A 24010-nucleotide genomic window follows, 5' to 3' on the forward strand; every position below is an offset into this window, starting at 1 on the left:
CCTTTCTTTTGCCTACGTTTCTTTGGCGAAGCAAAGAAAAGTAGGTCGGCCGCCGGGCCGAGACCCGGCCCCGGGAAAAAACAAGACCCACGCCCCAGGAATCACCCCCGAAACCGCTTCCGAGTCAAAGCCAACGCAATCCAAAAAGCAACGACCGCATACAAAGCCAACACACCCGCATGCACCCACCACCCCTCAGGCCACCGATCCATAAACAACGGTCGCACCAAAGCCACAGCATTGGTCAAAGGCAACCAGGCAGCCACAGAACGCACAACAGAAGGCAACTGCTCCAGCGGAAAAAACACCCCACTCAAGAACATCATCGGCGTCATGAACAGCGTGAAGTAATAGGTAAAAAAGTCATACCCCTTAGCCAACGCATTGAAGATCAACGCCACCGAAGAAAACGTGATCCCACACCCGATCAACACCATCCACGCCACGATCAACTTAGGGCTGTGACTGATCCCAAGCCCAAGCATCACAAACAAGATCGCAGTCACAGTAAAGATCGACTTGAACGCCGCCCACAACATCTCCGCGAGCACGATGTCATCCAGCCCCACCGGCGCATTCATGATCCCGTCCCAAGTCTTCTGCACATGCATCCGAGAAAACGCCGAATACAGCGCCTCGAAGCTCGCCGCATTCATCGCGCTCATGCAGATCGACCCACTCGCCAGGAACAGGATGTACGGCACCTGCGTGCCATCCACCGTCACCTGTCCCACCAAAGCGCCCATCCCGTAGCCAAACGCCACGAGCCAGATCAGCGGCTCCGCGATGTTCCCGATCAGGCTCGGCAAGGCAAGCTTGCGCCACACCAGCAGGTTGCGCAAAAACACCGGCCACCATCGCATCGACAGCTCGGGCGCGCGCCACACGGAGGGTGAAGGCGGCACAGGCGTCTCGGGAGAAACGGCAGAAGAAGCGGTAGTGGTTGTGTTCATAGAAAAAGGCCTACCCATCCTGGCGAATCTGCCGACCGGTGAGCTTGAGGAAAAGATCTTCCAGGTTGGCCGGCCGATGAAAGGTGCGCAGCCCGCCGTGCTGCGTCAGCGCGTCGAGCAGACGCCGCGCATCCTGCGTATAGAAGAACACCGTCTCCCCGCTCACCTCCACGCGCGCAGCCAGCGCCTGCAACTCGGCCGACCCGGCCAGCGACAGCGCCCCATTGCCATACACCTCGACCACATCAGGCTCCAGATGCTCGGCAATCAGGTCACGCGGCCGGCCTTCGGCGATCTTGCGGCCATGGTCGAGCACCAGCAGGCGCGAACACAGGCGCTCGGCCTCGTCCATGAAGTGCGTGGTCAACAGGATCGACTTGCCCTGCTGCAACAGCACCTGCAACCGCTCCCACATCAGGTGCCGCGCCTGCGGATCAAGCCCGGTGGTGGGCTCGTCGAGCAGCAACAGCTTGGGGTCGTTCACCAGCGCACGCGCCAGCGACAGGCGCCGGCGCATGCCGCCCGACAGCTCGCCGGGCTTGGCGTCGGCCTTGTGCGAGAGCGCGGCGAACTCCAGCAGCTGCGGCACGCGTGCGCGCACATGCGCCTTGCTGAAACCGAAGTAGCGGCCGTACACCACGAGGTTCTCGGCGCAGCTGAAGTCGGGGTCGAGGGTGTCGAACTGCGACACCACGCCCAGCTGCGCCTTGATGGCCAGCGCGTCGCGCGGCATCTGCAGGCCCAGCGCCTCGATGCTGCCGCCGTCGGGCGCGGTGAGGCCCAGGCACATGCGGATGGTGGTGGTCTTGCCCGCGCCGTTCGGCCCGATCACGCCCAGGCACTCGCCGGGCGCGATCTCGAACGAGAGGTCGTCGACGACCGTGGTCTCGCCGTAGCGCTTGCGCAGCCCACGGACCTGGAACAACGGGGAAGAGGACGAAGAAGAAGGCGAGGAGGGGGTGGTGTGGGATGGCACGCGGCCATTCTGACGCAGCCGGCCGATTGGCGCACGGCTACATGCGCAAGCCGCTGAACTCGGTTTTCATCCAGTCGATGAAGGCCCGCGTGCGCGCCGGCAACAGCCGCGCGTTCGGGTAGATCACGCTCACGGGCCGGGGCGCGGGCTCGTAGTCTTCGAGCACCAGCTGCAGCCGGCCCTGCGCCACGTGCGGCAGCACCTGGTAGGAGAAGAAAGTGCCGAAGCCCATGCCCGCGGCGCAGGCCTCGATGGCGGGCGCGAGGTGGTTGAACTCCAGGCGGTTGTCAGGCGTGACGTGCACGGTCTTGCCGCCGTCGCGGAACGCCCATTGCGGCGGTGCATCGATGCGCCCGCGCACGCAGGGCGCACCCGCCAGGTCGCGCGGATGGCGCGGCACGCCGTGCTGCGCCAGGAAGGCGGGGCTGGCCGCCACCACGCGGCGGATGGTGCCCAGCGTCTGCGCCACCAGCGACGAGTCTTCGAGCGGGCTGATGCGGATGCCGACATCGATGCCTTCTTCGAGCAAATTCACCGTGCGGTCGTGCAGCCGCACGCTGCAGCGCACCTTCTCGTGGCGCTGCATGAAGCGCACGATGGCCGGCGCCACGTACATGTGGCCGAACAACACCGGCGCGGTGATGACCAGCTGCCCGGCGGGCTCGCGCGCCTCGGCCTTCAGCGCCTGGTCGGCGGCGTCGGCCGCGAGCAGCACCTCGCGCGCGCTCGGCAGGTAGTGGCGGCCTTCCTCGGTGAGCGAGAGGCGCCGCGTCGTGCGATGGAACAGGCGCACGCCCAGGTGCGCCTCGAGCGCGGCGAGCGCGCGCACCACGGCGGGCAGCGAACTGCCGAGCGCCTCGGCGGCGCGGGTCAGGCTGCCCTGGTCGGCAATCTGCACGAAGGTCTGCATGGCCTTGAAACGATCCATGGCGCGATTAAACCGGAAAACGCAGCAGTCAAATCCGGCAAAGGCTATTCATTCATTTGGTGGAAGAGAGAAGAATCGAGGCCATACCCACCCGAAGGACTTTTCATGACCGAGAACACCACCACCGCCCGCCAGCCCGCCCAGCCCATCCAGCTCTTCGGCAGCGCCATCTCGGGCCACGTGCACCGCGTGCGCTTCTTCCTCTCGGTGCTGGGTCTGCCTTTCGAGATCGTCGAACTCAACCTGCGCCAGCGCGAGCACCGCACCCCGGAGTTCCTGGCGCGCAACCCCTTCGGCCAAGTGCCGGTGATCGAGGACGGCGAGGTCACGCTGGCCGACTCCAACGCCATCCTCGTGTACCTCAACGAACGCTACGCCCCCGACCCGGCGCGCTGGATGCCGCGCGACCCGGTGGGCGCGGCGCGCGTGCAGCGCTGGTTCTCGGTGGCGGCCGGCCCGCTGGCCTACGGCCCCGCGGCGGCGCGCATCATGGTGCTGTTCGGCGTGGACGCCGACCGCACCGAGACCGTCAAGCGCTCGCACGCGCTGCTCGCGGTGATGGAGACCTGCCTGTCCGAGCAGCCCTTCCTCGCGGGCCCGTCGGCCACGCTGGCCGACATCGCGAACTACGCCTACGTGGCGCATGCGCCCGAGGGCAGCGTGTCGCTCGACGCCTACCCGCAGCTGCGCGCCTGGCTGGCGCGCGTGGAAGCCTTGCCCGGGTTCGTGCCGATGGTGCGTTCGCCGGTGGGCCTGGCGGTGGCGTCATGATCGCCGCGCCCTTCCACGCCGGCGAGCGCGCGCTGCAATCGCTCGTGGGCTCGCGCGAGCAGATGGAGGCGGTGGGCCCGCGGGTGATCCGCGACTACATGCCCGACCAGCACCGCGAGTTCTTCGCACTGCTGCCGTTCCTCGTGGTCGGCAGCCTCGATGCCGACCTGCAGCCGTGGGCCAGCATGCTCGCCGCGCCCGCCGGCTTCGCGCACTCGCCCGACGCGACGCACCTGCGCATCGATGCACTGCCGGGCGCCGGCGATCCGCTTATGGGCCAGCTCGCGCCCGGTGCGACGCTGGGGCTTCTGGGCATCCAGCCGCACACGCGGCGGCGCAACCGCATGAACGGCACGGTCGAGGCGCTCGACGCGGCGGGCTTCATGGTCGAGGTGCAGCAGAGCTTCGGCAACTGCCCGCGCTACATCCAGGCGCGCGAGCCGGTGTTCGCCGAACCGCCGGCCAACGAGCCCGCCGTGCAGTGGCTCGACACGCTCGACCTCGCGGCCGAACGGCTCATCGGCGCGGCCGACACGCTGTTCATCGCCACGGCGTACCCCGACGCGGTGGCGGTGGGCGACGCGGCCGATGCGCGCTCGCACGGCGTCGACGTGTCGCACCGCGGCGGGCGGCCGGGCTTCGTGCGCGTCGATGCGGGCGGCGTGCTCACGGTGCCCGACTTCAACGGCAACCGCTTCTTCAACACGCTCGGCAACCTGCAGGCGCATCCGCACGCGGGCCTGCTGTTCGTCGATTTCGACACCGGCGAGCTGCTGCACCTGAGCGCCACGGCGGAGATCGTCACGGAGGGGCCCGAGGTGGCGGCGTTCGAGGGCGCGGAGCGGCTGATGCGCTTTCACGTCACGCGCGCGCTGCGCCGTCCGGCCGCGCTGCCGCTGCGCTGGGGCGAGGCCGCGTTGTCGCCGCACCTGGCGGGCACGGGGCGCTGGGCCGCGCACTGACTCAGTCGAAGACGGGAATGCGCCCGTTGACCGATGGGCGGTAGTGCCAGCCGAGCGTGTCGAGATCGGAGGCGCTGTGTTGGCGCAGCAGCGCTTCGAGGCCAGCAGCAGCCAGCGTGCAGGCCAGCGCCTGTCCCGGACACGCATGCATGCCATGGCCGAAGCCAAGCACGCGGCGCTGCGCGCGCACGGGCATGAAGCGGTCGGGCTCGGGATTGAACGCCGGGTCGCGATGCGCCGAGGCCAGCAGCACCAGCACCGCATCGCCCGCCGCCAGCGAGGTGCCGGCGATCTCGACGGGCTCGATCGCGAAGCGGCGCGTGTTCTGTACCGACGGATCGTGGCGCGACGTCTCTTCCACGATGGCGAGCAGCCCGTCGCGCGTGCGTGCCAGCGGGCGCAGCGCGGGCTCGCGCAACAGCGCAACGAGGCTGTTGCCCAGCAGGCCGGCCGTGGCGTCGCAGGTCTGCGAGAGCAGGCCCACGAGGTTCGCCAGCAGCGCGCGCGAGAGCGGCGCGCTCGCCGCGCTTTCGGTCAGCACCGCCGACAGCAGCGTGCCGTCGCGCGGCGAGGCGTTCGCGCTCAGGGCTTCGAAGCGGTTCATCAGCGCACCGGCCGCCACGCTCGCCGCCTGCAGCTGGTCGGCGTTCGACAGCGGCGAGAGGCAGGCGACGAAGTCGCGCATCCAGCGGTCCACCTGCGGCAAGGTCGCACCGTCGAAACCAAGCAGGTGCGCCATCGCGCGCACGGGCAGCGAAAACAACGCCTCGGACAGCGGCGCCTGCGCGGGCTGCTGCCGCGCCACGTCGAGCGCGGCGGCGTGCGCCGCCTGCAGGTCGAGCCCGGCCAGCGCGCGCTGCAAGGCCGGGCGGTGCGCCTGGTGCGCGGGGCCGTCGTTCATGCGCACGAGGTGGCCGAACACCTCGCCCGCCGGGCTGCCCACGATCGCGCGCGGCACGGGCTCGGCGGCGGGGCGCACGCGCAGCGGGCCGTGCGCCTGCAGCACCTGCATGACGACATCGGCACGGCTCGCGACCCACACGCGCAAGCCCTCGTGCCACGCGAGCGGCGGGCCGTCGCGCAGCGCGGCGTAGTACGGGTACGGGTCGGCATGCGTGGCAGCGGCGACCGGGTCGGCGGGATGAGTGAGCGTGGCGGTAGTCATGGCGCGCAGTGTGCGTTCGCGGCCGCCGACACACTTCGGCCGCGAACGAAGTATGGGATGCGCCGCCGCCTTAGGATGCCCGCATGGACGACACCACCGCTTCCGACTTCCAGCTCGCCCGCCTCGCCGGCGCCATCGCCGAGCCGGCGCGTGCCCGCATGCTGAACTGCCTGATGGACGGCCACGCCCGCACTGCCACCGAGCTGGCCACGGTGGCCGAGGTGGCCGCTTCGACCGCGAGCGCGCACCTCGCGCGCCTGAAGGAGGAGCGGCTGGTCGAGGTGCTCGTGCAAGGCAAGCACCGCTACTTCCGCCTGGCCAGCGACGACGTGGCCGCCGCGCTCGAAAGCCTCATGGTGGTGGCCGGCGCGCCGCGCCCCACAACTGCCGCCTTTCAGCCCAACACGCCGAGCCGCCTGCGCAGCGCCCGCACCTGCTACGACCACATGGCCGGCACCGCGGGCGTCGTGCTGCACGACCGGCTGCATGCGCAGGGCTGGCTCAGCGGCCTGGCGAGCGGCTCGTACGAACTCACGCCCGACGGCGCCATCGCGCTGGAGAGCCTGGGCGTCGAGGTCGACGCCGTGCGCCGCTCGCGCCGCCGCTTCGCCTGCGCCTGCCTCGACTGGAGCGAACGCCGCCCGCACCTGGGCGGCGCACTCGGCGCCGCGTGGCTGCAGCTGTCGCTGCGGCGCGGCTGGGTGCGGCAGGAGCTCGACGGGCGCGCGCTCACGCTCACGCCGAAGGCGCAGCGCGAGATGCCGGAACTGTTCGCCTGAGCCTCTGTCCTGCGGGCGAACCCGAGTGAACGGGAGGCTGCGAACTGGCTACGATCTTCGGTTTCCAAGGGAGAGAGACCGTGACTGTGAAAACATGGGCAGCCGTGAGCTGCATCGTTCTGGGCGCGTGCGGGGGAGGCGGTGGTGGGGGTGGAGGCGGCGGCGGTTTTGCCGGCTTCGTTCCACCCGTGACAGGTACATCGCAGACACCGCCAACGAGCACACAAACCACACCAAACACAACGACCGATCCGGAACCCGGAACCGGTTCAGGGCCCGGACCGGTTGAACCGCAGCCGGGCGGGACAGGGCCCCGGCCTGGCCCCGTCGTCACCTACACCTACAAGCTCGCCAAGATTGCAGAAGAGCGCAATCCCTTCGGCGGCACCGTGCCCGCAACGGTGCTCGGCCTGCTGAACAGTCCTGAGTTCGTGGGCTACTACTATGCCGGCTTTCTCAACTCCCAGACGGGCAATGGCATCTTCGCCAAGTCGTCGCTGGAGTCGTCCTATGTGTGGACCTTCGACAAGGCCGCGCCTCCGAATGGTGAGGCCGCCGCGAGCTTCCTGCCGATGATGTTCTTCCCCGGTCAGGGCGGGGCGGGCGTGCAATACCTCTATGGAAGACCGGCCACTGCGGCAACGTACGAGAGCATGCCGATCGATGCCGACTGGTTCGGCGCGAGCGACGATGTCCTGGCACGGCTCAATGCGATGGGCGCGCAAGGCTATTGCCGGCAGTCGGGCGAATGGGATGCGCCGAAGATGGCACTGATTCGGCAGCAGGGCGCCAGTGATCGCTGTGCGTACGAGTTCAAGGCTTTCCCGCGGGACGTAATGAGCGACAGCCTCGAAACGCTCAACGCGATGGGTGACAGAGGCTTCGTACCGTTCACCTCCGTGGCCTCGCGTGGCACCTACTACGTCAAGGTGAGCAACGATTCGACCACCTATTACTACTACGTGGTCGATGCGGTGATGAGCAGCGATGTGGATTGGTTGGCACAGCTCAACACCGAGGGCGCCAAGGGAGGAGCCCAGTACGCCTTCGTTGCGGCGAGCGGCAGCACGCCGGCAAAGCGCGTCTTCCGGATTGCCACCCAGTGCACGCGCACGTGGCTTTGCCGATGACCGCGGACGGCGCCCAGGCGCCGTGCCAAGACCCCGCTCAGGCCTTCAGCTTGAGCAGATAGATCAGCGGGCCGGCCATGGCAGTGTCGAGTTCGAGAAAGCTCTCGAAGTCCTTCCCCGCCATCCAGTACGGGTCCCAGTTGTTGCGCTTGATGGTCTTCTGCCAGAGGTCGTGCGTGGTGGCGCGTTGCACCGCCTCGAGCAGCTGGCCGCGGCGATAGGGCGGCACCTTCTTGCCCGTCATCACGCCGCGCCAGTTGGCCAGGTCGGCGTCCACGCCCTGCTGGCGCACCGAGGCGATCCCCTGGAACGGGTGCTTGGACGACACGCCGATGGCGCGCAGCTTGCCGTTGGCGATGTTCTCGGCGAACTCGCTGTAGCCCGAGATGCCGACCGCCGCCTTGCCCGTCTCGAGGGCTTCGACCACCTGCGCGCCGCCCGGGTGCGGCTGGTAGTTCAGCGACGCCGAGGCGCCGGCCACGCGTGCCAGCATGCCGGCGAACATGTGGTCCACGCCGCCGGCCGAGCCGCCCGCGATGACGGTGTTGGCGGCATCGGCGCGCAGCTGGGCGACGAGGTCCTTGGGGGTCTTGATGGGCGAGTCGGCCTTGACGGCGACCACCTCGTAGTCGCTGGTCAGCCGGGCCACGGGCGACACATGCGCCAGCGTGACGGCGGGCTTTTGCAGCGCCACCGCGCCGACCATCACCATGCCGCTGACCAGCAGCGCCTCGGGGTCGGCGTCGTACTTCTCGACGTACTTGGCCAGCCCGATGGTGCCGCCCTTGCCGCCGATGTTCTCGTAGGTGACGGTGCCCACGGCGCCCGAGGCCAGCAGGGCAGCGCCGAGGGCGCGGCCGGTCTGGTCCCAGCCGCCGCCTTCGTTGGCGGGAATGACGATGCGCAGCTTGCTGCTCAGCGGTGCGTCGGCGGCGCGGGCGTTGCCGGCCCACAGCGCGGCCTGGCCCGCACCGGCGGCAGCGGCCGAGGCTGCCAGCCAGGTGCCGAAGCGGCGGCGGGACAGGGGAAGGGCGGCGGCAGCAGGCGGCGAAGACGGGCGCATCGTGTTTCCAGTTGTGTACGTGACAGCCAATGATGTCCGCGAAACAAGGCAAACACGCCCTCCCCCGCACAGGGAGAAACCCTGAGGGGCGCGGAGGGGGAAAAGGCGTCGGAGCCTACTGGAAAGCCACTTCCGCGAAGCTTCGCAGCTTGCGGCTGTGCAGCCGGGTCGTGCCTTCCTGGCGCAGGATCTCGATGGCGCGCATGCCGATGCGCAGGTGCTGTTCCACGCGCTCGCGGTAGAAGTGGTTGGCCATGCCGGGCAGCTTGATCTCGCCGTGCAGCGGCTTGTCGCTCACGCACAGCAGCGTGCCGTAGGGCACCCGGAAGCGGAAGCCGTTGGCCGCGATGGTCGCGCTTTCCATGTCCAGCGCCACGGCGCGGCTCTGGCTGAAGCGGCGCTGCGGCTGGTTGCCGGGCAGCAACTCCCAGTTGCGGTTGTCGGTGCTGGCCACGGTGCCGGTGCGCATGATCGTCTTCAGGTCGGGACCCTCGCACTTCGTGACGTCGGCCACCGCCTGCTCGAGCGCCAGCTGGATCTCCGACAGCGCCGGGATCGGCACCCACAGCGGCAGCTCCTCGTCGAGCACGTGGTCCTCGCGCACGTAGGCGTGGGCCAGCACGTAGTCGCCCAGCTGCTGCGTGTTGCGCAGGCCGGCGCAGTGGCCCAGCATCATCCAGGCGTGCGGGCGCAGCACGGCGATGTGGTCGGTGATGGTCTTGGCGTTGGCCGGGCCGACGCCGATGTTGGTCATGGTGATGCCGCTGTAGTCCTCGCGCACCAGGTGGTAGGCCGGCATCTGCGGCAGGCGCGGCGGCGCGGTGCCCTGGCTGCCGTCCAGCAGGTGGGCGAAGGTGTCGCTGCGGCCCGCGGCCAGCCCGCGCCGGCGCGTGATCACGTTGCCGGGCTCGATGAAGGCGATGTACTCGCTGTTCTCGTCGGCCATGGCCTCGTGGCCCAGGCGCACGAACTCGTCGATGTAGAACTGGTAGTTGGTGAACAGCACGAAGTTCTGGAACCACTCGGGCGCCGTGCCCGTGTAGTGGCGCAGGCGGTGCAGCGAGTAGTCGACGCGCGCCGCCGTGAACAGCGACAGCGGCTGCGGCTCGCCGGGCAGCGCCTCGAAGGTGCCGTTGGCAATGCCGTCGTCCATGGCGCCCAGGTCGGGCAGGTCGAACACGTCGCGCATGAGGGCGCGGCGCTCGGCGCTCATCGTGCCTTCGATGTGGTCGTTCTCGGCGAAGGAGAAGTGGATCGGAATGGGCTGCGTGCTGGTGCCCACCTCGATCTCGACCTGGTGGTTTTCCAGCAGCAGGCGGAACTGGTCCAGGTAGTAGCGCGAGAACAGGTCGGGCCGCGTCAGCGTGGTCTCGTAGCGGCCAGGGCCGGCCACGAAGCCGTAGCTCAGGCCGGCGTTGGCCGGCGGCGTGTGGCGCGACACGGTGTGCGTGTGCACCCGCACGAACGGGTAGCAGGCTCGCACCCGGCCCGGCAGCGCCTCGCCGGCGACGAAGCGCAGCATCGATTCGCGCAGGTGGGCCAGGCCGCCCTGGTAGATGGCTTTGACCTGGTCGAGCGCCTCGGCGGCGTCGGTGAAGCGGGCGGGAGCGACGAAGGTGGGCATGTAGGGCATGCCGTCATTGTGCAATGCGCCCGTGTCGATGGGGAGGCCGGAAACAGGGTGAGCGGGCCTCAGTCCAGCAGGCAGGCCAGCACCTTGGCCAGCATGTCGTCCACGCCCGTGGCCTGCACCGCGCCGGGCAGGGCGACGTCGCCGTGCATCACGAACACCGGCTTGCCCCATTTCAGGCCCATTGCCATCTCCGACAGCGTGCCCATGTTGCCGCCGATGGCGACCAGGCACACGCCACTGCGCGCGATGATGCCGTTGCGCATCTCGCCCATGCCGGTGGGAATGGCCACGCTGAGCCATTCGTTGGCGTGGCGGTCGTCGTCCTCGGGCAGGATGCCCACGGCGATGCCGCCGGCTTCCACCGCGCCGCGCGAGGCCGCGGCCATCACGCCGCCGCGCCCGCCGCAGACCACCGCCATGCCCGCGCCGGCCAGCGCATGCGCCACCGCGTAGGCGGCCTCGCATTCGGCCGGGCCGCCGTCGCCCGGGCCGAGCATCGCCACCGGCTGGCGGTGGCGCTGCGGCCCCCACTGCCGTTGCGCCAGGCGCGTCAGCGCCTCAGTGACCGGCGCCGACAGCACCGCGCTCGCGCCTTCGTGTAAAGACATCGCCCACTCCCATCACGACCACACACACCACCATCAGCACCAGCGACAGGGCCGCCGCCACCGCGAAATCGGACCCGCCGTCGCCCACCTGCGCGAGCAGCATCAGCGGCAGGATGTTCAGCTGCGTGCCCACCAGCGCCAGCGCCGTGCCGTAGGTGCCCATGGCAATCGCGGCCACCATGCAGGCGTTCGACAGCACCGAGGGCAGCACCTCGGGCAGCACCGTGTCCCGGAAGGCGCGCGCCTTCGAGGCGCCCAGCGTGCGCGCCGCCTGCGCCGGGCGCAGGTCGAGGTTGGCGAACACGGGGTACAGCGACAGCGCCACGCGCGGGATCAGGTAGTAGGCATAGGCCAGCCCCAGGCCCGACACGCTGTAGATCCAGCTGCCGATCACGGCCGGGTCGGCGCCCAGCCCCGCGAGCAGCTGCGTCACGAAGCCCGCGCGCCCGAACGCGAGGATGAAGCCGTAGGCGATCACCAGCCCCGAGAACGCCAGCGGCAGGCCCAGCAGCGTCATCATCCATTGGCGCCGGCCTTCGGGCTGGCGCGCCAGTTCGATGGCGATGCAGGTGCCCACCAGCGCCGAGATCGCACCCGCCGCCAGGCCCAGGCCCAGCGTGTTGCGCAGCGCGCCCAGGAACAGCGGGTTGCCGAACAGCCGCCCGAAGGCACTGCCGCCCTCGCCGAAGGCCTCGGGCAGCAGCGCCGCCAGCGGCACCGCGAAGAACAGCGCCATGAAGGCCCACGCGGGCCAGGCGCCAAAGCGTCGCATCACGGCCTCTTACTTGCCCAGCGCGGCCTGCGCCCAGAGCTTGTCGACCTCGGCCTTGCGCTCCGAGGCCTTCACCACGTCGAGGGGCTTGATCTGCGGCGCGGCCGGCATCTTGGCCGCGACATCGGCCGAGAGCGGCGTGCCCGGCACGGCAGGCCGCACGAAGCCCTGCGCGAACAGCGACTGGCCGGCCTCGCTCATGATGAAGTTCAGCCACAGCTTGCCGGCGTTCGGGTTCGGGCCGTTCTTCACGAGGCTGATGGCGTAGGGCGCGGCCACGCTGGCTTCCTTCGGGATCACGACCTCGACCGCGTCGCCCATGCCGTCGACGTGCTTGGCCTTGAGGCCGTCGTTCTCGTAGCTGATCCACACCGGGATCTCGCCCTTGAGGAACTTGGCGTACGGCGTGGTGCCTTCCACGCGCAGCACGTTGCCGGCCGCATGCAGCTTGCCCAGGTAGTCGGTGCCGGGCTGCACGTTGTCGACGCTGCCGCCGTTGGCGTAGGCCGCGGCGAAGGTCAGCACCTGGCCGATGCCGGTGGAGCGTGGGTCGAGGTAGACCACCGTGCTCTTGAACTCGGGCTTGAGCAGGTCGGCCCAGCCGGTGGGCACGTTCTTCACCAGCTTCTTGTTCACGAGGAACGCGATGTTGAGCGTGTGGATGGTGAACCAGCGGCCCTCGGCCTCGCGGAACACTGCGGGCAGCTTGTCGAAGTTGACGGGCTTGAAGGGCGCGACCACGTCCTTCTTCGCGGCATCGACGGCCGAGGCGGCGAAGTAGTAGGCGGTGTCGGCCTGCGGGCGGCGCTTGGTCTTTTCGAGCGCGACCACGGTGGCGGCCGAGCCGATGTCGTTGTAGGTCAGTTCGATCTCGGGGTAGCGCTTCTTGAAGTCGCGGAACAGCGACTTCCAGTTGGCCCATTCGGGGCCGGTGTCGAAGGAGACGCACAGGCCTTCCTTCTGCGCTTCGGCGTACAGCGCCTTCTCGCCCGCGTAGAGCTCGGGGCCGTCGAAGGCGAAAGCGGTGCGCGCGAGCGACAGCACGGGCAGTGCGCCGGCGGCCTGGATCAGATGTCTGCGTTGCATGGTGGCTCCTTGAGAGGAAAGGTCAGTGGTCGAGCAGGCGAAGGTGTTCGGGGGCGATGGCGATCGCTTCGGCCGCCGGCGCGGCCGACTCGGCGAGGAAGGGCTTGCCCGCGCCCGCCACATCGAAGTCGTAGCGCGTGAGCGCGCCCAGGTAGCGCTGCGCGCCGGTGCGGCCGGCCAGGCGGTTCACGCTGTCGGGCGCCGGATCGGGCTGGATGTGTTCGGGCCGCACCAGCACGTGCACGGGCGTGCCGAAGGGGCGGCTGCCGGTCTCGGCGAAGAGTTCGGCAAAGCCCATGTCGAGCCGGCCCGGCGAGGCCACCTTGGCGGGCAGGATGGTCGAGAGCCCGACGAACTCGGCCACCGCGCGGCTCGCGGGGTGCTCGTAGATCTCACGCGGCGTGGCGATCTGCAGCAGGCGTCCGTCTTTCAGCATCGCCACGCGGTCGGCCATCACCAGCGCTTCTTCCTGGTCGTGCGTGACCAGCAGCGTGGTCGCGTTGAAGCGCTGTTGTATCGACCGGATCTGGTCGCGCAGGTGGCCGCGCACGCTGGCGTCGAGGGCCGACAGCGGCTCGTCGAGCAGCAGCGCGCGCGGATCGATGGCGAGCGCACGGGCCAGGGCCACGCGCTGCTGCTGGCCGCCCGAGAGCTGCGCCACGGCGCGCTGCGCGTGGTCGCCCAGCCCCACGATGTCGAGCAGCTCCTGCGCGCGCTGGCGGCGCGGGGCTGTGTCCACCTTGCGCAGCTTGAGCCCGTAGGCCACGTTGTCCAGCACGCTCAGGTGCGGAAACAGCGCATAGCTCTGGAACACCATGCCGATGTGGCGCTGGTGCACCGGCGTGCGCGACATGTCGTCGCCGCCGAGCACGATGCGGCCCGTGTGGCCCGTCTCCAGCCCCGCCACCAGCTTGAGTAGCGTCGACTTGCCCGAGCCGCTGGGCCCGATCACCGCGACGAGCTCGCCCGAGCGCACGTCGAGCGACACGTCGTGCAGGCCGTGCGCGCTGCCGGGGTAGTTGTAGCTGACGGAATCGAGGAGGAGGCTCATGGGAATTACGCGCGCTGCTTCACGAGGGAGGAAGAAAGAAGGGCCGACGCGCTCGCCAGCACGAGAAGGATGACGGTCGCCGCGCAGGCAAAGCCCGTCGCGCCGTAGAAGGCCTGCAGCAGCACCACCGGGTAGGTGCGGTTCTGGAAGCTCGTGAGCAGGTTCGACAGCCCGAACTCGCCCACCGAAATCGCCGCCACCATCACCAGCCCGCTGATCAGGCTCTGGCGCAGGCTGGGCAGCACGATGCCGGTGAACTGCTGCCAGCCCGAGGCGCCGAGCGTCGCGGCCGCCTGCTCGAGCCGCCCGAGGTCCAGGTGGCGCAGGTCGGTGAGCAGCGTGTTCGTGAGGTAGGGCAGCGTGAGGATCGCGTGCGCGGCGATCAGCAGCGGCATCGAGCCCAGCCAGGGTGCGAGGTCGGTGTTGAACACGATCATGTAGCCGAAGGCCAGCGTGATGGTCGGCACCGCGACCGGCGTGGCGCTCACGATGCGCGCCGCGATGCTGCTGCCGCGCCGCGCGCCGTGATAAAGCGCATAGGCCAGCGGCAGCGCCAGCACCGTGTTGATCGCGCAGGCCGCCATTGCCACCACGAGGCTGCTCACGAAGGCCTTGCGGAACGAGGTGTCCAGCCACAGGTCGACATACCACTGCCCGGTGACGCCCGTGGGCAGCAGCGTGTTGGTCCAGTTGCCGCCGAAGCTGCCGATCGCCAGCAGGGCGATGGGCAGCAGCAGGTACAGGCCGTAGACGAGCGAGATGCCGCGAATCAAGGGGGTGTCTCCGAAGGTCTTGCGCACCCGGCATACTTTCCGGATGCTCTACTTTTTGCCCACGGCGGATTGCCGCGTTCCAGCGAATTCTAGGAAGCAGATGCACACTTATGGGTGAAAGTTGGATGACGACACTTGAGCAATCGGCAAGTGTTTTTCACACGACTTTCATCAACCGGAGCCAGGCATGAAACGCGACTGCCCCACCATCCAGGAACTGCTGGCCTTCGATGCCGTGGCGCGCCAGCAGAGCATCACGCTCGCGGCCGGTGCGCTGTGCATCACCGTGAGCGCCGTCAGCAAGCAGATCGCGGGGCTCGAGGCTTTCCTCGGCCGCGAGCTGCTGCAGAAGAACGGCCGCGGCGTGCAGCTCACGCCGCAGGGGCGCGTGTACTGGCAGAAGATTTCGGGCGGCCTGCGCGCCATCGAGACCGCGACCTTCGAGGCCCGCTCGGGCGATGCCGGCGCTGGCCTGCTCACGCTGGCCAGCGTGCCCACCTTTCTCACCAAGTGGCTCATCCCGCGCCTGCCGGCCTTCAGCCAGAAGAGCCGCCACGTGATGCTGAGCTTCAGCCGCCACCTGGAGCCCAGCGACGGCATTCCGGCCGGCGTGGACGCCGCCATCCGCTACGGCCCCGACGGCTGGCCTAGCGTGGTGTCCGAATACATCGCGGGGCGCGAGTTCGTGCTGATCGTGGCGCGCGCGCTGGTCGAGGGACGCCACCGCATCGTGCAGCCCATCGACATCGTCGGCCACACCTTGCTGCACCACGAGGGCGCGCCCACCGCCTGGCGCCAGTGGGCCGCGCAGCACGGCGTGCCCGAGGTGCAGACCGTGGCCGGCCCGCGCTTCGCGCAGTACTCGGCGCTGATCCAGGCGGCGCTCAACGGGCTGGGCATCGGCCTCGTGCCCAAGCTGCTGGTGCAGGAAGAACTGGCCGAAGGCGCGCTGCTGAGCCCCTGCGGCACGCCGGTGCGCGTGGACCAGGGCCACTACCTGTGCTATCGGCCCGACCGCCTCGACCTGCCGGCCTTCGCGGCGTTTCGCGAATGGATCATGGACGAAGGGCAGAAGTCGCGCGGTGTGGAGACCGAGGCATGAAGCGGCCGTCTTCGCTACGCTCTGGCCACGGAACAACCAAGGAATCGAATCGATGAAAGTCGCAGTCATGGGTGCCGGCGCGGTCGGCTGTTACTACGGCGCCATGCTGGCGCGCGCGGGCCACGAAGTCGTGCTGATCGGCCGGCCTTCGCATGTGGAGGCGGTGCGCGCGAACGGGTTGCGGCTGGAGACCAAGGCCTTCGATGAACAGGTGCGCCTCGAGGCCAGCACCGAAGCGAGCGCGGTGCAGGGCGCCGACCTCGTGCTGTTCTGCGTGAAGTCCACCGACACCGAATCGGCCGCCGCGCAGATCGGGCCGCACCTGGCGCCCGGCGCGCTGGTGCTCACGCTGCAGAACGGCGTCGACAACGACGCGCGCGTGCGCGCGGCGCTGCCGTCGCACGACGTGGCCGCCGCCGTGGTCTATGTGGCGACCGAGATGGCGGGGCCGGGCCATGTGAAGCACCACGGCCGCGGCGAGCTGGTGATCGCGCCGTCGCGCCGCAGCGACGAGGTCGCGCAGGCGCTGATCGCCGCCGGCGTGCCCACGCAGATTTCCGACAACGTGCGCGGCGCGCTGTGGGCCAAGCTGGTGCTCAACTGCGCCTACAACGCGCTGTCGGCCGTGTCGCAGCTGCCGTATGGCGAGCTCGTGCAGGGCACGGGCGTGACCGACGTGATCCGCGACGTGGTCGCCGAATGCCTCGCGGTGGCGAAGGCCGAGGGCGTGGTGATTCCGGGCGATGTCGACGCGGCGGTGCGCGGCATCGCGCAGTCGATGCCCTCGCAGTATTCGTCGACCGCGCAAGATCTCGCACGCGGCAAGCGCAGCGAGATCGACCACCTCAACGGGCTGGTCGTGCGGCGCGGCGAGGCGCTGGGCGTGCCGACGCCGGCGAACCGGGTGTTGTTCGTGATGGTGAAGCTGCTGGAAGGCAAGCAGCCCCAGGCCGGCGCCTAGCCGGGCATGGGTTCGCGCATCGTCACGAACTCTTCGGCGGCGGTGGGATGGATGCCGATGGTGCTGTCGAACAGCGCCTTTGTCGCGCCCGCGCGCATCGCCACCGCGAAGCCCTGCACCACCTCGCCCGCGTCCGCGCCCACCATGTGCAGGCCCACTACGCGATCGCTCTTCTTGTCGACCACGAGCTTCATGAAGGTGCGCTCGCTGCGGCCCGAGAGGGTGTGGCGCAGCGACTTGAATTCGCTGGAGAACACGGTGACCTCGCCGAACTTCGCGCGCGCGTCGATCTCGCTGTAGCCGCAGGTGCCGATGTTGGGGTGGGTGAACACGGCGGTGGGAATGAACTCGTAGTCCATGCCGCGCTTGCCCTTGCCGAACAGCGCATCGACCACGACCATCGCCTCGGCCAGCGCCACGGGCGTGAGCTGCACGCGGGTCGACACGTCGCCCACCGCGTAGATCGACGGCACCGAGGTGCGGTAGTGCGCATCGACCGCGATGGCGCCCTTGTCGTCGAGCTTCACCCCCGCTGCCTCGAGGCCGAGGCCCTGCGTGTTGGGCACGCGGCCGGTGGCGAAGAGCACGGTGTCGGCCTCGATCTGCTGGCCGCGCGCGAGCGTGACCACGAGGCCGTCGGGGCCGCGCGCGATCGACGAGGCCTCGCAGTTCAGGCGCACGTCGACGCCGGCCTTGCCCATCTCGTTGGCAAGAAACTGGCGCACGTCGTCGTCGAAGCCGGTGAGCAGGTGGGCGCGGCGGTGCAGCTGCGTCACCTTGGACCCCAGGCCGTTGAAGATCGACGCGAACTCGCAGGCGATGTAGCCGCCGCCCACCACCAGCAGGCGCTTGGGGAACGGGTCGAGGTCGAACATCGCGTCGGAGGTCACGATGTGTTCGCGGCCTGGAATCTCGGGCACGAAGGGCGTGCCGCCGGTGGCCACCAGCAGGTGGCGCGCGGTGTGGCGTTTGCCTTCGATTTCCACCGTGTGCGCATCGACCAGCTGCGCCCAGCCGGTGACGAGCGTGACGCCCGAGTTCTTCAGCAGCGAGCCGTAGATGCCGTTGAGCCGGCTGATCTCCTTGGCGCGCTGGGCCTTGAGGTGGGCCCAGTCGAACTGCGGCGCTGACGGGAGCTTCCAGCCGTAGCCTTCGGCCTCCTCGAACGACTCGGCATAGCCGGCCGCATAGCTGTAGAGCTTCTTCGGGATGCAGCCCACGTTGACGCAGGTGCCGCCGAGCTCGGCGGCCTCGGCCAGCGCGACGCGCGCGCCGGTCTGCGCCGCCATGCGCGCGGCGCGCACGCCGCCGCTGCCGCCGCCAATGACGAAGAGGTCGAAATCGAATGGTTGCATGAGAAAGACGCTCCTTGCGGCCGACTGTAGCGGCGGGGCGGCGGCGGCGCTGCGGCCGGGGCCATGGCCGTGAAGCACCGCGGCCTGCGAGGGTCTTTGCCGAGGGGCGCTTGACCCTGAAGCTGCTTCAGGGAATCCACTGTCTGCAGGCCCGCGGGAATTCATCGCCACCGGCGACGTTGCCACCGGCCTGTTTGTTGCACGACGCAAGGGAGAAACACATGGGCATGCTGGAACGACTCTTCGGTGGACATGGCGGCGCGCGCCACGGCGGCGGGCACCACGGTTCGCAAGGCGGTTATGGGTACGGCCGCGACGCACCGCCACCGCCACCCGGCGGCAGCGCCTGCCCGGCCTGCCGCGCGGTGAACGCAGCCGGCGCACGCTTCTGCCAGCAATGCGGCACGTCGATGCTGCCCGCGGCCTGCCGGCAGTGCGGCACGGCGATGGCGCCCGGCGCGAAGTTCTGCGCGCAATGCGGCCAGTCGACGCAGGCGACGTAGCGCGGCTGACGCGCGAAAAAGGGGCGGGCCGCCAGCGAGAATTCGCGGTTGTCGGCAATGAAGGGGGAGCCCCATGAAGAACGATTCCAACAGGCAGAAGAAAGACGGCACGGCGCTGGCGTGGCTGCCGGTCCTTGCGTTGTGCGCGGTGGCCGTCGCGCCGGCCACCGCGCAGCTCGCGCGCAAGCCGTCGTACTACCAGCAGCAGAACCAGTCGCAGCCCGAAGGCCCGGCCGCGCAACTCGTGCCGCGCCCCGCCGTGCCCGCCTCGCTGCCGGCGCTGCGCAGCCAGGGCGATTTCGACACGCTGGCGCGCGTCTACGACGCGGGCACGCCGATGCAGCTGGCCCATGTGCTGTTCGCGATCGACCGGCAGGCCAAACCGGCGCGCATGCACTACATCGACACGCCGCGCTTCCAGCTGCATGTGCGCTTCTTGCGCGACACGCGGCTCACGCCGAACACGGTCAAGCGCGAGATCGACCGCAACTACCTCGTGCCCGACCGCCGCTTCCTGTTCGGCACGCTGAGCTGGCAGCAGAACATCGGCACCTTCACCTACGAGTTCTGGGAAGGCGACCGGCTCACCGTGCCGCTGCTGCGCGAGGCCGAAGCGCAGGTGAAGGCCAGCTTCTTCGCGCCGGTGAAGTTCAAGACCAACTCCACGCTGCACGAGCGCATCGCGAAGGAGGCCGGCATCGACTTCGTGAGCCAGGAAGCGCTGATCCGCGAGCAGCCCTTCCTGCCGATGAACCTGGGCACCGCCACCGGCCGCGTGCGCATCGTGAACGACGCCTCGGGCCTGAATGCGCTGCTGCCCGACGACATCGCCGTGCTGCGCGAAGTGCCGATCAACCTGCCGCCGGTGGCCGGCGTGCTGACCGAGCGGCCGTCCACGGCGCTGTCGCACGTCAACCTGCTGGCCAAGGGCTGGGGCATTCCGAACGCCTACGTGCGCGATGCAGCCACGGTGTTGAAGGCGCATGCGGGCCAGTGGGTGGCGCTGAAGGTGGCGGCCTCGGGCTACCAGCTGCGCCGCCTCACGCCGGAAGAAATCGCCGCGCTGCCGCCGCGCGCCGTGCGTGCCGCCGCCACCGGCGCGCTGCCCGGTAGCAAGGCCGTGAAGCCGGACCTGCGCGAGACGCGCCTGCTGCCCTTGGCCTCGCTGCGCGCGCGCCACAGCGTGCAATGCGGCTCGAAGGCGGCCAACCTCGGCGCGGTGCTGGCCGCGCGCATTCCCTCGACCACGGTGCCTGACGGCTTCTGCATTCCGTTCGCGCACTACGACCGCTTCATGCGATCGAACGGGCTGGCCGAGCGCATCGCGCGCATGCAGCAGCAGCCCGGCTTCGCGGGCGACCCGCAGGTGCGGCAGAAGGCGCTGGCGCAGTTGCGCGACGAGATCGTGCAATGGCCCGTCGAGCCCGCCACCGCGGCGGCCTGGCGCGCGGCGTGGCAGGCGCAGCTGGGCGGGAGCGGCGTGTTCGTGCGCAGCTCGTCCAACTCGGAAGACCTGCCGGGCTTCAGCGGCGCGGGGCTCTACACGACGGTGCCCAACGTGAAGACGGGCGACGCGCTCGAGCTTGCGGTGAAGAAGGTCTGGGCTTCGGTGTTCAACCCCGAGGCCTGGGAGGCGCGCAGCGCCGCGGGCTTCGGTGCCGAGTCGGTGCTGATGGGCGTGTTCGTGCAGACCGCCATCGACTCGACCAACGCCGGCGTGATGATCACGCGCGACCCCTTCGACGCGGGGCACCCGCACGTCACCTACATCTCGGCCAAGCGCGGCATCGGCATCCGCGTGGTCGAAGGCAAGCGCGTGGCGGAGCAGGTGATGTACTCGAGCTGGTCCAAGGCCATCCAGGTGCTCAGCCGCTCGGCCGAAGAGACGGCACTGCAGCTGGACAAGGACGGCGGCGTGAAGGAAGTGCCCGTGGAAGTCGGCCGCCACGTGCTGACCGACGAACTGGTGGTGCGGCTCGCGAACGTGGGCGCGGCGGTGAAGCGCACCTTCAATGCGGTCGACCAGGACATCGAGTGGGCGACCGTGGGCGACAAGATCGTGCTGCTGCAGGCGCGGCCGTATGTGGAGCGGCGGCGCTGACTCTCAAGGAGAAGGCGGGGGAGACAGTGGCACGGAGGCAAGTCGGTACTCTAAAACCGTACCCAGGAACCAGGTAAAAGTTGCGGGCAATAGCCAAATGGCGAGGAAGAAGAATGAGCACGTTGCAGACGGAAGATGGAAGAGCGCGTATGCGAGTACGAATTCCAAGACCACGATCATGAAAGCATTTCCGTGCTCACGCAGGTGGCGATAAGACGTGACGTACTCAAGACCGGCACTTGGCTGGTCTTTTTCTCGCATAGCCCTGGAGCGGGATATCGCAAGCTCCCTGTAAAAACTCTCAATGAGGGAGAACCGGGTAAATAGTGCTGCGAGAACCAAACCGAATTGAAGCCCAATGACTATCCCGGCCGCAACAGCAGCTAGAGGTGGAAGAAACTTCCAGGCGATGAATGTGGCTATCGCAATGGCAGCGGAAAGGCAGATACCGTGGATCAGCCGATGTGTCTTAACTACAAAGAGGCGTAAGTGTGCTCGTGTTGCGTGCAGTGTCAGTACCGGGGAACTTGCGATGTAGCAGTATGCAAACCCAAGGGCGGCGACCAAACCAACGCCGAGGAACGTCGCCTCGTTCGAGGCTCCTCCCAAAGACAATCTCCCTTCGTAGATCGATCCAGGTTGGCTGTTCAAAAAAGCGACTATTCCCGCCCCGATGACCGTGCCAACGAAGTATCGAACGGCGTAGTACTCCCACCATTTATTTTCCATGCGTAGGCTCCCTCAGTTGCATTGGTTGTAGGCGGTAAGTGTGCCGCACAGCACTACCGCTCTACTCTGTATTTCTGCACCTGGGTTTGAGCCATCATGGGCTCGAAAGAACGGCATGTGATGGGTTGAGTAGTACGACGTCTCCACGTGCTCGATATCAACCGTACAGGTACTGCGGCAGCCACATCAACCCCGGCCAGATGTACATGAACACCATGCACAGGATGACACATCAGCATGTGCGGCATCTTCCCCGCGAAGATCTGGTTGATCGCCACGCGCGGCGGTGACATCCCCTTCAGGTAGAAGGCTGACATCGCCGCCGGTGACGACATGGTTGCACTCGGGCCCTGGCCGAGACGCAGTCACACCGGCGCGGTGCGCGGGCGGTGGCCCGGCAGCGTGTTCAGCGGAATGCGCAGGTAGGCCACGCCGTTGTCGTCGGGCGGCGGCAGGCGGCCGCCGCGCACGTTGACCTGCATCGACGGCAGGATCAGCGTCGGCACTTCGAGCGTGGCGTCGCGCGCGGTGCGCATGCGCACGAACTCGTCTTCGCCGATACCGTCGCGCACGTGGATGTTGTGGGCGCGCTGCTGCGCCACCGTGCTCTGCCAGCGCGGCTCGCGCGTGGCGGGCGGGTAGTCGTGGCAGACGTACAGCGTGGTCTCGGGCGGCAATGCGAGCAGCCGGTGCATCGAGCGGTAGAGCTCGCGTGCGTCGCCGCCCGGAAAGTCGGCGCGGGCGCTGCCCAGGTCGGGCATGAAGAGCGTGTCGCCGACGAAGACCGCGTCGTCGACGAGGTAGGCCATGTCGGCCGGCGTGTGGCCGGGCACGCGCAGCGCCTGCGCCTCGATCTCGCCGATGTGAAAGCGCTCGCCGTCCTTGAAGAGGTGGTCGAACTGGCTGCCGTCGGGCAGGAAGTCGCGCTCCAGGTTGTAGAGGTGGCGGAAGGTGGCCTGCACCGTGCGGATGTGCTCGCCGATGGCGATGCGCCCGCCGGCCTGCGACTGCACATGGCGCGCGCCCGAGAGGTGGTCGGCGTGCGCGTGGGTCTCCAGGATCCAGTCGACCTGCAGGGCCTGCGCGCGCATGTACGCCAGCAGGCGGTCGGCTGAGGCGGTGTCGGTGTGGCCGGAGCGGAAGTCGTAGTCGAGCACGGGGTCGATGACGGCGGCGCGCTTCGTCGCATGGTCCCAGACCACGTAGGACACCGTGCCCGTCGCGGGATCGAAGAAGGCCTGGGTGGTGGCGCGTGGGGGCATGGGGGTCGGGGTCATCGGCGCTCCTTCTGCGGTGCCTGGAGGCCAGGCACTCATTCAATCAATCAAGCGACAAATATTATATGAATTCATATAATATTATTTCGCGAACTGTCATTCCCCATGAAGACCCCGACCCACGCCATCGACCCCCAACTGCTGCGCAGCGCCGCCGGCCAGGCCGTCGCCGTGCTCAAGCTGCTGGCCCACGAGGCCCGGCTGCTGCTGCTGTGCCAGCTCTCGCAGGGCGAGATGTGCGTGAGCGACCTCGAGAGCACGCTGGGCATCCGCCAGCCCACCCTGTCGCAGCAGCTGTCGGTGCTGCGCACCGAAGGCGTGGTGGACACCCGCCGCGAGGGCAAGAACATCTACTACCGCGTGGCCGACCCGGCCCTGCTCGAGATCCTGGCGGTGCTGTACCGCCTCTACTGCCCGAAGGAGAACTGAAGATGCCCACCATCGACTGGCCTCATTTCACGCCCTGGGCCGCACTGGCCGGCGGCGTGCTCATCGGACTTTCCGCGGCGATGTTCGTGCTGCTCAACGGGCGCATCGCCGGCGTCAGCGGCGTGCTGGGCGGCTTGCTGCGCCCCATGAAGGGCGACATGGCCTGGCGCGCGGCCTTCGTGCTCGGACTCGTCGGCGCACCGCTCGTCTACGGGCTCTTCGCCGTGCTGCCCGCGGCGCAGATCGACGCGGGCTACGGCACGCTCGCGCTGGCCGGCCTGCTGGTGGGCGTGGGCACGCGCTACGGCGCGGGCTGCACCAGCGGCCACGGCGTGTGCGGGCTGGCGCGGCGGTCGCCGCGTTCGCTGGCCGCCACGGTGGCTTTCATCGCCGCAGGGGTCGCCACGGTGTTCGTGATGCGCCACCTGCTGAACCTGTCGTGAACCGGGAGACCTGCCATGTGGACCGCCATTGCTTCCTTGCTCGCCGGCCTTGTCTTCGGGTTCGGCCTCATCGTCTCCGGCATGGCCAACCCGGCCAAGATCCTGGGCTTTCTTGACGTGGGCGGGGCCTGGGACCCGTCGCTCGCCTTCGTGATGGCCGGCGCGGTGGCGGTGAGCACCGTCGGCTTCCTGCTCGCGGGCCGTCGCAAGGAGTCGCTGCTCGGCGGGCCGCTCACGCTGCCCAGCCTGCGCCACATCGACCGCCGCCTGGTCGGCGGCAGCCTGCTGTTCGGCGTCGGCTGGGGCATCGCGGGCTTCTGCCCCGGGCCTGCGCTGGTCTCGCTCGGCACGGGCGAGGTCAAGGCGCTGGTCTTCGTGGGCGCCATGCTGCTGGGCATGGGCCTGTTCGAGCTGCTCGAGCGCCGCCGCTTCGCACGGCGCCCGGCCTCAGCCTGAGAAG

25 protein-coding genes are annotated in these 24010 nt (G+C 68.8%); 11 read left to right on the plus strand and 14 right to left on the minus strand.

The annotated features are described in order from the left end of the window. Positions 1-101: 101 nt before the first annotated feature. Genes AC1RL8_RS30220 through AC1RL8_RS30230 form a run of 3 tightly spaced genes read right to left on the minus strand, consistent with a single transcriptional unit; the run spans position 102 to position 2857 of the window. Positions 102-953 (minus strand): ABC transporter permease, encoded by an 852-nt coding sequence (locus AC1RL8_RS30220; RefSeq protein WP_159274761.1) that lies wholly within the window; start codon positions 951-953, stop codon positions 102-104. Positions 954-963: 10 nt separating this feature from the next. After that, a complete protein-coding gene (locus AC1RL8_RS30225) occupies positions 964-1929 on the minus strand; it encodes an ATP-binding cassette domain-containing protein (protein ID WP_062481101.1) in 966 nt (321 codons plus the stop codon). 37 nt (positions 1930-1966) lie between these two features. Beyond that, positions 1967-2857 carry a LysR family transcriptional regulator gene (locus AC1RL8_RS30230; RefSeq protein ID WP_369630497.1) on the minus strand — a complete coding sequence of 297 codons (891 nt, stop codon included), beginning with the start codon at positions 2855-2857 and terminating at the stop codon, positions 1967-1969. 105 nt (positions 2858-2962) lie between these two features. Between AC1RL8_RS30230 and AC1RL8_RS30235 the strand changes: the two genes are divergently transcribed. Together AC1RL8_RS30235 and AC1RL8_RS30240 are read left to right on the plus strand one after the other, a co-directional pair. Further along, entirely contained in the window at positions 2963-3628 is a 666-nt protein-coding gene (locus AC1RL8_RS30235) for a glutathione S-transferase family protein (RefSeq protein WP_390348116.1), read from the plus strand. Continuing rightward, positions 3625-4590 carry a flavin-nucleotide-binding protein gene (locus AC1RL8_RS30240; RefSeq protein ID WP_492686956.1) on the plus strand — a complete coding sequence of 322 codons (966 nt, stop codon included), beginning with the start codon at positions 3625-3627 and terminating at the stop codon, positions 4588-4590. Before AC1RL8_RS30235 ends, AC1RL8_RS30240 begins: the two co-directional genes overlap by 4 nt. Before the next feature lies 1 nt (position 4591). Here AC1RL8_RS30240 and AC1RL8_RS30245 read toward each other — a convergent pair whose 3' ends face one another. Then, positions 4592-5755: a cytochrome P450 gene (locus AC1RL8_RS30245; RefSeq protein WP_492686957.1), complete on the minus strand. Its 1164-nt coding sequence runs from the start codon at positions 5753-5755 to the stop codon at positions 4592-4594. 83 nt (positions 5756-5838) lie between these two features. On the opposite strand from AC1RL8_RS30245, the gene AC1RL8_RS30250 reads away from it, so the two are divergent. Then, positions 5839-6534 (plus strand): ArsR/SmtB family transcription factor, encoded by a 696-nt coding sequence (locus tag AC1RL8_RS30250; RefSeq protein WP_492686958.1) that lies wholly within the window; start codon positions 5839-5841, stop codon positions 6532-6534. Between the two features lie 80 nt (positions 6535-6614). After that, positions 6615-7664, plus strand: a complete 1050-nt coding sequence (locus AC1RL8_RS30255; protein ID WP_492686959.1) for a hypothetical protein — start codon at positions 6615-6617, stop codon at positions 7662-7664. A gap of 37 nt (positions 7665-7701) precedes the next feature. Here the strand turns inward: AC1RL8_RS30255 and AC1RL8_RS30260 are convergent, their stop codons facing one another. The 7 genes from AC1RL8_RS30260 to AC1RL8_RS30290 form a co-directional block, all read right to left on the minus strand. Then, a complete protein-coding gene (locus tag AC1RL8_RS30260; protein ID WP_167395071.1) occupies positions 7702-8727 on the minus strand; it encodes a Bug family tripartite tricarboxylate transporter substrate binding protein in 1026 nt (341 codons plus the stop codon). A 115-nt stretch (positions 8728-8842) separates the two neighbouring features. After that, complete coding sequence (locus tag AC1RL8_RS30265) at positions 8843-10360, minus strand: AMP nucleosidase (RefSeq protein ID WP_492686960.1); 1518 nt, start codon at positions 10358-10360, stop codon at positions 8843-8845. Between the two features lie 59 nt (positions 10361-10419). Further along, positions 10420-10968, minus strand: coding sequence for a TIGR00725 family protein (locus tag AC1RL8_RS30270; RefSeq protein ID WP_492686961.1), 549 nt, complete (start codon positions 10966-10968; stop codon positions 10420-10422). Further along, positions 10919-11740 carry an ABC transporter permease gene (locus tag AC1RL8_RS30275; protein WP_062481405.1) on the minus strand — a complete coding sequence of 274 codons (822 nt, stop codon included), beginning with the start codon at positions 11738-11740 and terminating at the stop codon, positions 10919-10921. Before AC1RL8_RS30275 ends, AC1RL8_RS30270 begins: the two co-directional genes overlap by 50 nt. Positions 11741-11749: 9 nt before the next feature. Further along, positions 11750-12826, minus strand: coding sequence for an extracellular solute-binding protein (locus AC1RL8_RS30280; RefSeq protein ID WP_062481407.1), 1077 nt, complete (start codon positions 12824-12826; stop codon positions 11750-11752). A 22-nt stretch (positions 12827-12848) separates the two neighbouring features. Beyond that, positions 12849-13877 carry an ABC transporter ATP-binding protein gene (locus AC1RL8_RS30285; protein ID WP_492686962.1) on the minus strand — a complete coding sequence of 343 codons (1029 nt, stop codon included), beginning with the start codon at positions 13875-13877 and terminating at the stop codon, positions 12849-12851. 5 nt (positions 13878-13882) lie between these two features. After that, complete coding sequence (locus AC1RL8_RS30290) at positions 13883-14650, minus strand: ABC transporter permease (RefSeq protein ID WP_070061918.1); 768 nt, start codon at positions 14648-14650, stop codon at positions 13883-13885. A 187-nt stretch (positions 14651-14837) separates the two neighbouring features. On the opposite strand from AC1RL8_RS30290, the gene AC1RL8_RS30295 reads away from it, so the two are divergent. Both AC1RL8_RS30295 and AC1RL8_RS30300 read left to right on the plus strand, forming a co-directional pair. Continuing rightward, positions 14838-15752 carry a LysR substrate-binding domain-containing protein gene (locus AC1RL8_RS30295; RefSeq protein ID WP_492686963.1) on the plus strand — a complete coding sequence of 305 codons (915 nt, stop codon included), beginning with the start codon at positions 14838-14840 and terminating at the stop codon, positions 15750-15752. Positions 15753-15804: 52 nt separating this feature from the next. Continuing rightward, the gene (locus AC1RL8_RS30300; RefSeq protein WP_492686964.1) at positions 15805-16713 is read left to right on the plus strand and encodes a ketopantoate reductase family protein; all 909 of its coding nucleotides are present in this window, start codon (positions 15805-15807) and stop codon (positions 16711-16713) included. Here AC1RL8_RS30300 and gorA read toward each other — a convergent pair. Next, positions 16710-18068: a glutathione-disulfide reductase gene (gene gorA, locus AC1RL8_RS30305; protein WP_492686965.1), complete on the minus strand. Its 1359-nt coding sequence runs from the start codon at positions 18066-18068 to the stop codon at positions 16710-16712. The genes AC1RL8_RS30300 and gorA overlap by 4 nt on opposite strands. Positions 18069-18295: 227 nt before the next feature. On the opposite strand from gorA, the gene AC1RL8_RS30310 reads away from it, so the two are divergent. Together AC1RL8_RS30310 and AC1RL8_RS30315 are read left to right on the plus strand one after the other, a co-directional pair. Beyond that, complete coding sequence (locus tag AC1RL8_RS30310; RefSeq protein WP_492686966.1) at positions 18296-18571, plus strand: double zinc ribbon domain-containing protein; 276 nt, start codon at positions 18296-18298, stop codon at positions 18569-18571. A 73-nt stretch (positions 18572-18644) separates the two neighbouring features. After that, positions 18645-20672, plus strand: coding sequence for a PEP/pyruvate-binding domain-containing protein (locus tag AC1RL8_RS30315; protein ID WP_493196626.1), 2028 nt, complete (start codon positions 18645-18647; stop codon positions 20670-20672). A 3-nt stretch (positions 20673-20675) separates the two neighbouring features. On the opposite strand, the gene AC1RL8_RS30320 is transcribed toward AC1RL8_RS30315, so the two are convergent. Both AC1RL8_RS30320 and AC1RL8_RS30325 read right to left on the minus strand, forming a co-directional pair. Beyond that, the gene (locus tag AC1RL8_RS30320; RefSeq protein WP_492686968.1) at positions 20676-21401 is read right to left on the minus strand and encodes a hypothetical protein; all 726 of its coding nucleotides are present in this window, start codon (positions 21399-21401) and stop codon (positions 20676-20678) included. Positions 21402-21766: 365 nt separating this feature from the next. Beyond that, a complete protein-coding gene (locus AC1RL8_RS30325) occupies positions 21767-22678 on the minus strand; it encodes an MBL fold metallo-hydrolase (protein ID WP_492686969.1) in 912 nt (303 codons plus the stop codon). Between the two features lie 105 nt (positions 22679-22783). Between AC1RL8_RS30325 and AC1RL8_RS30330 the strand changes: the two genes are divergently transcribed. Genes AC1RL8_RS30330 through AC1RL8_RS30340 form a run of 3 tightly spaced genes read left to right on the plus strand, consistent with a single transcriptional unit; the run spans position 22784 to position 24006 of the window. Further along, positions 22784-23107: an ArsR/SmtB family transcription factor gene (locus AC1RL8_RS30330; protein WP_062478840.1), complete on the plus strand. Its 324-nt coding sequence runs from the start codon at positions 22784-22786 to the stop codon at positions 23105-23107. A gap of 2 nt (positions 23108-23109) precedes the next feature. After that, positions 23110-23550: a YeeE/YedE family protein gene (locus tag AC1RL8_RS30335; RefSeq protein WP_070061865.1), complete on the plus strand. Its 441-nt coding sequence runs from the start codon at positions 23110-23112 to the stop codon at positions 23548-23550. A gap of 15 nt (positions 23551-23565) precedes the next feature. Next, complete coding sequence (locus AC1RL8_RS30340; RefSeq protein WP_492686970.1) at positions 23566-24006, plus strand: DUF6691 family protein; 441 nt, start codon at positions 23566-23568, stop codon at positions 24004-24006. The last annotated feature ends 4 nt before the right edge of the window (positions 24007-24010 follow it).

It is taken from the genome of Variovorax sp. GW822-FHT04E09, assembly GCF_058800845.1.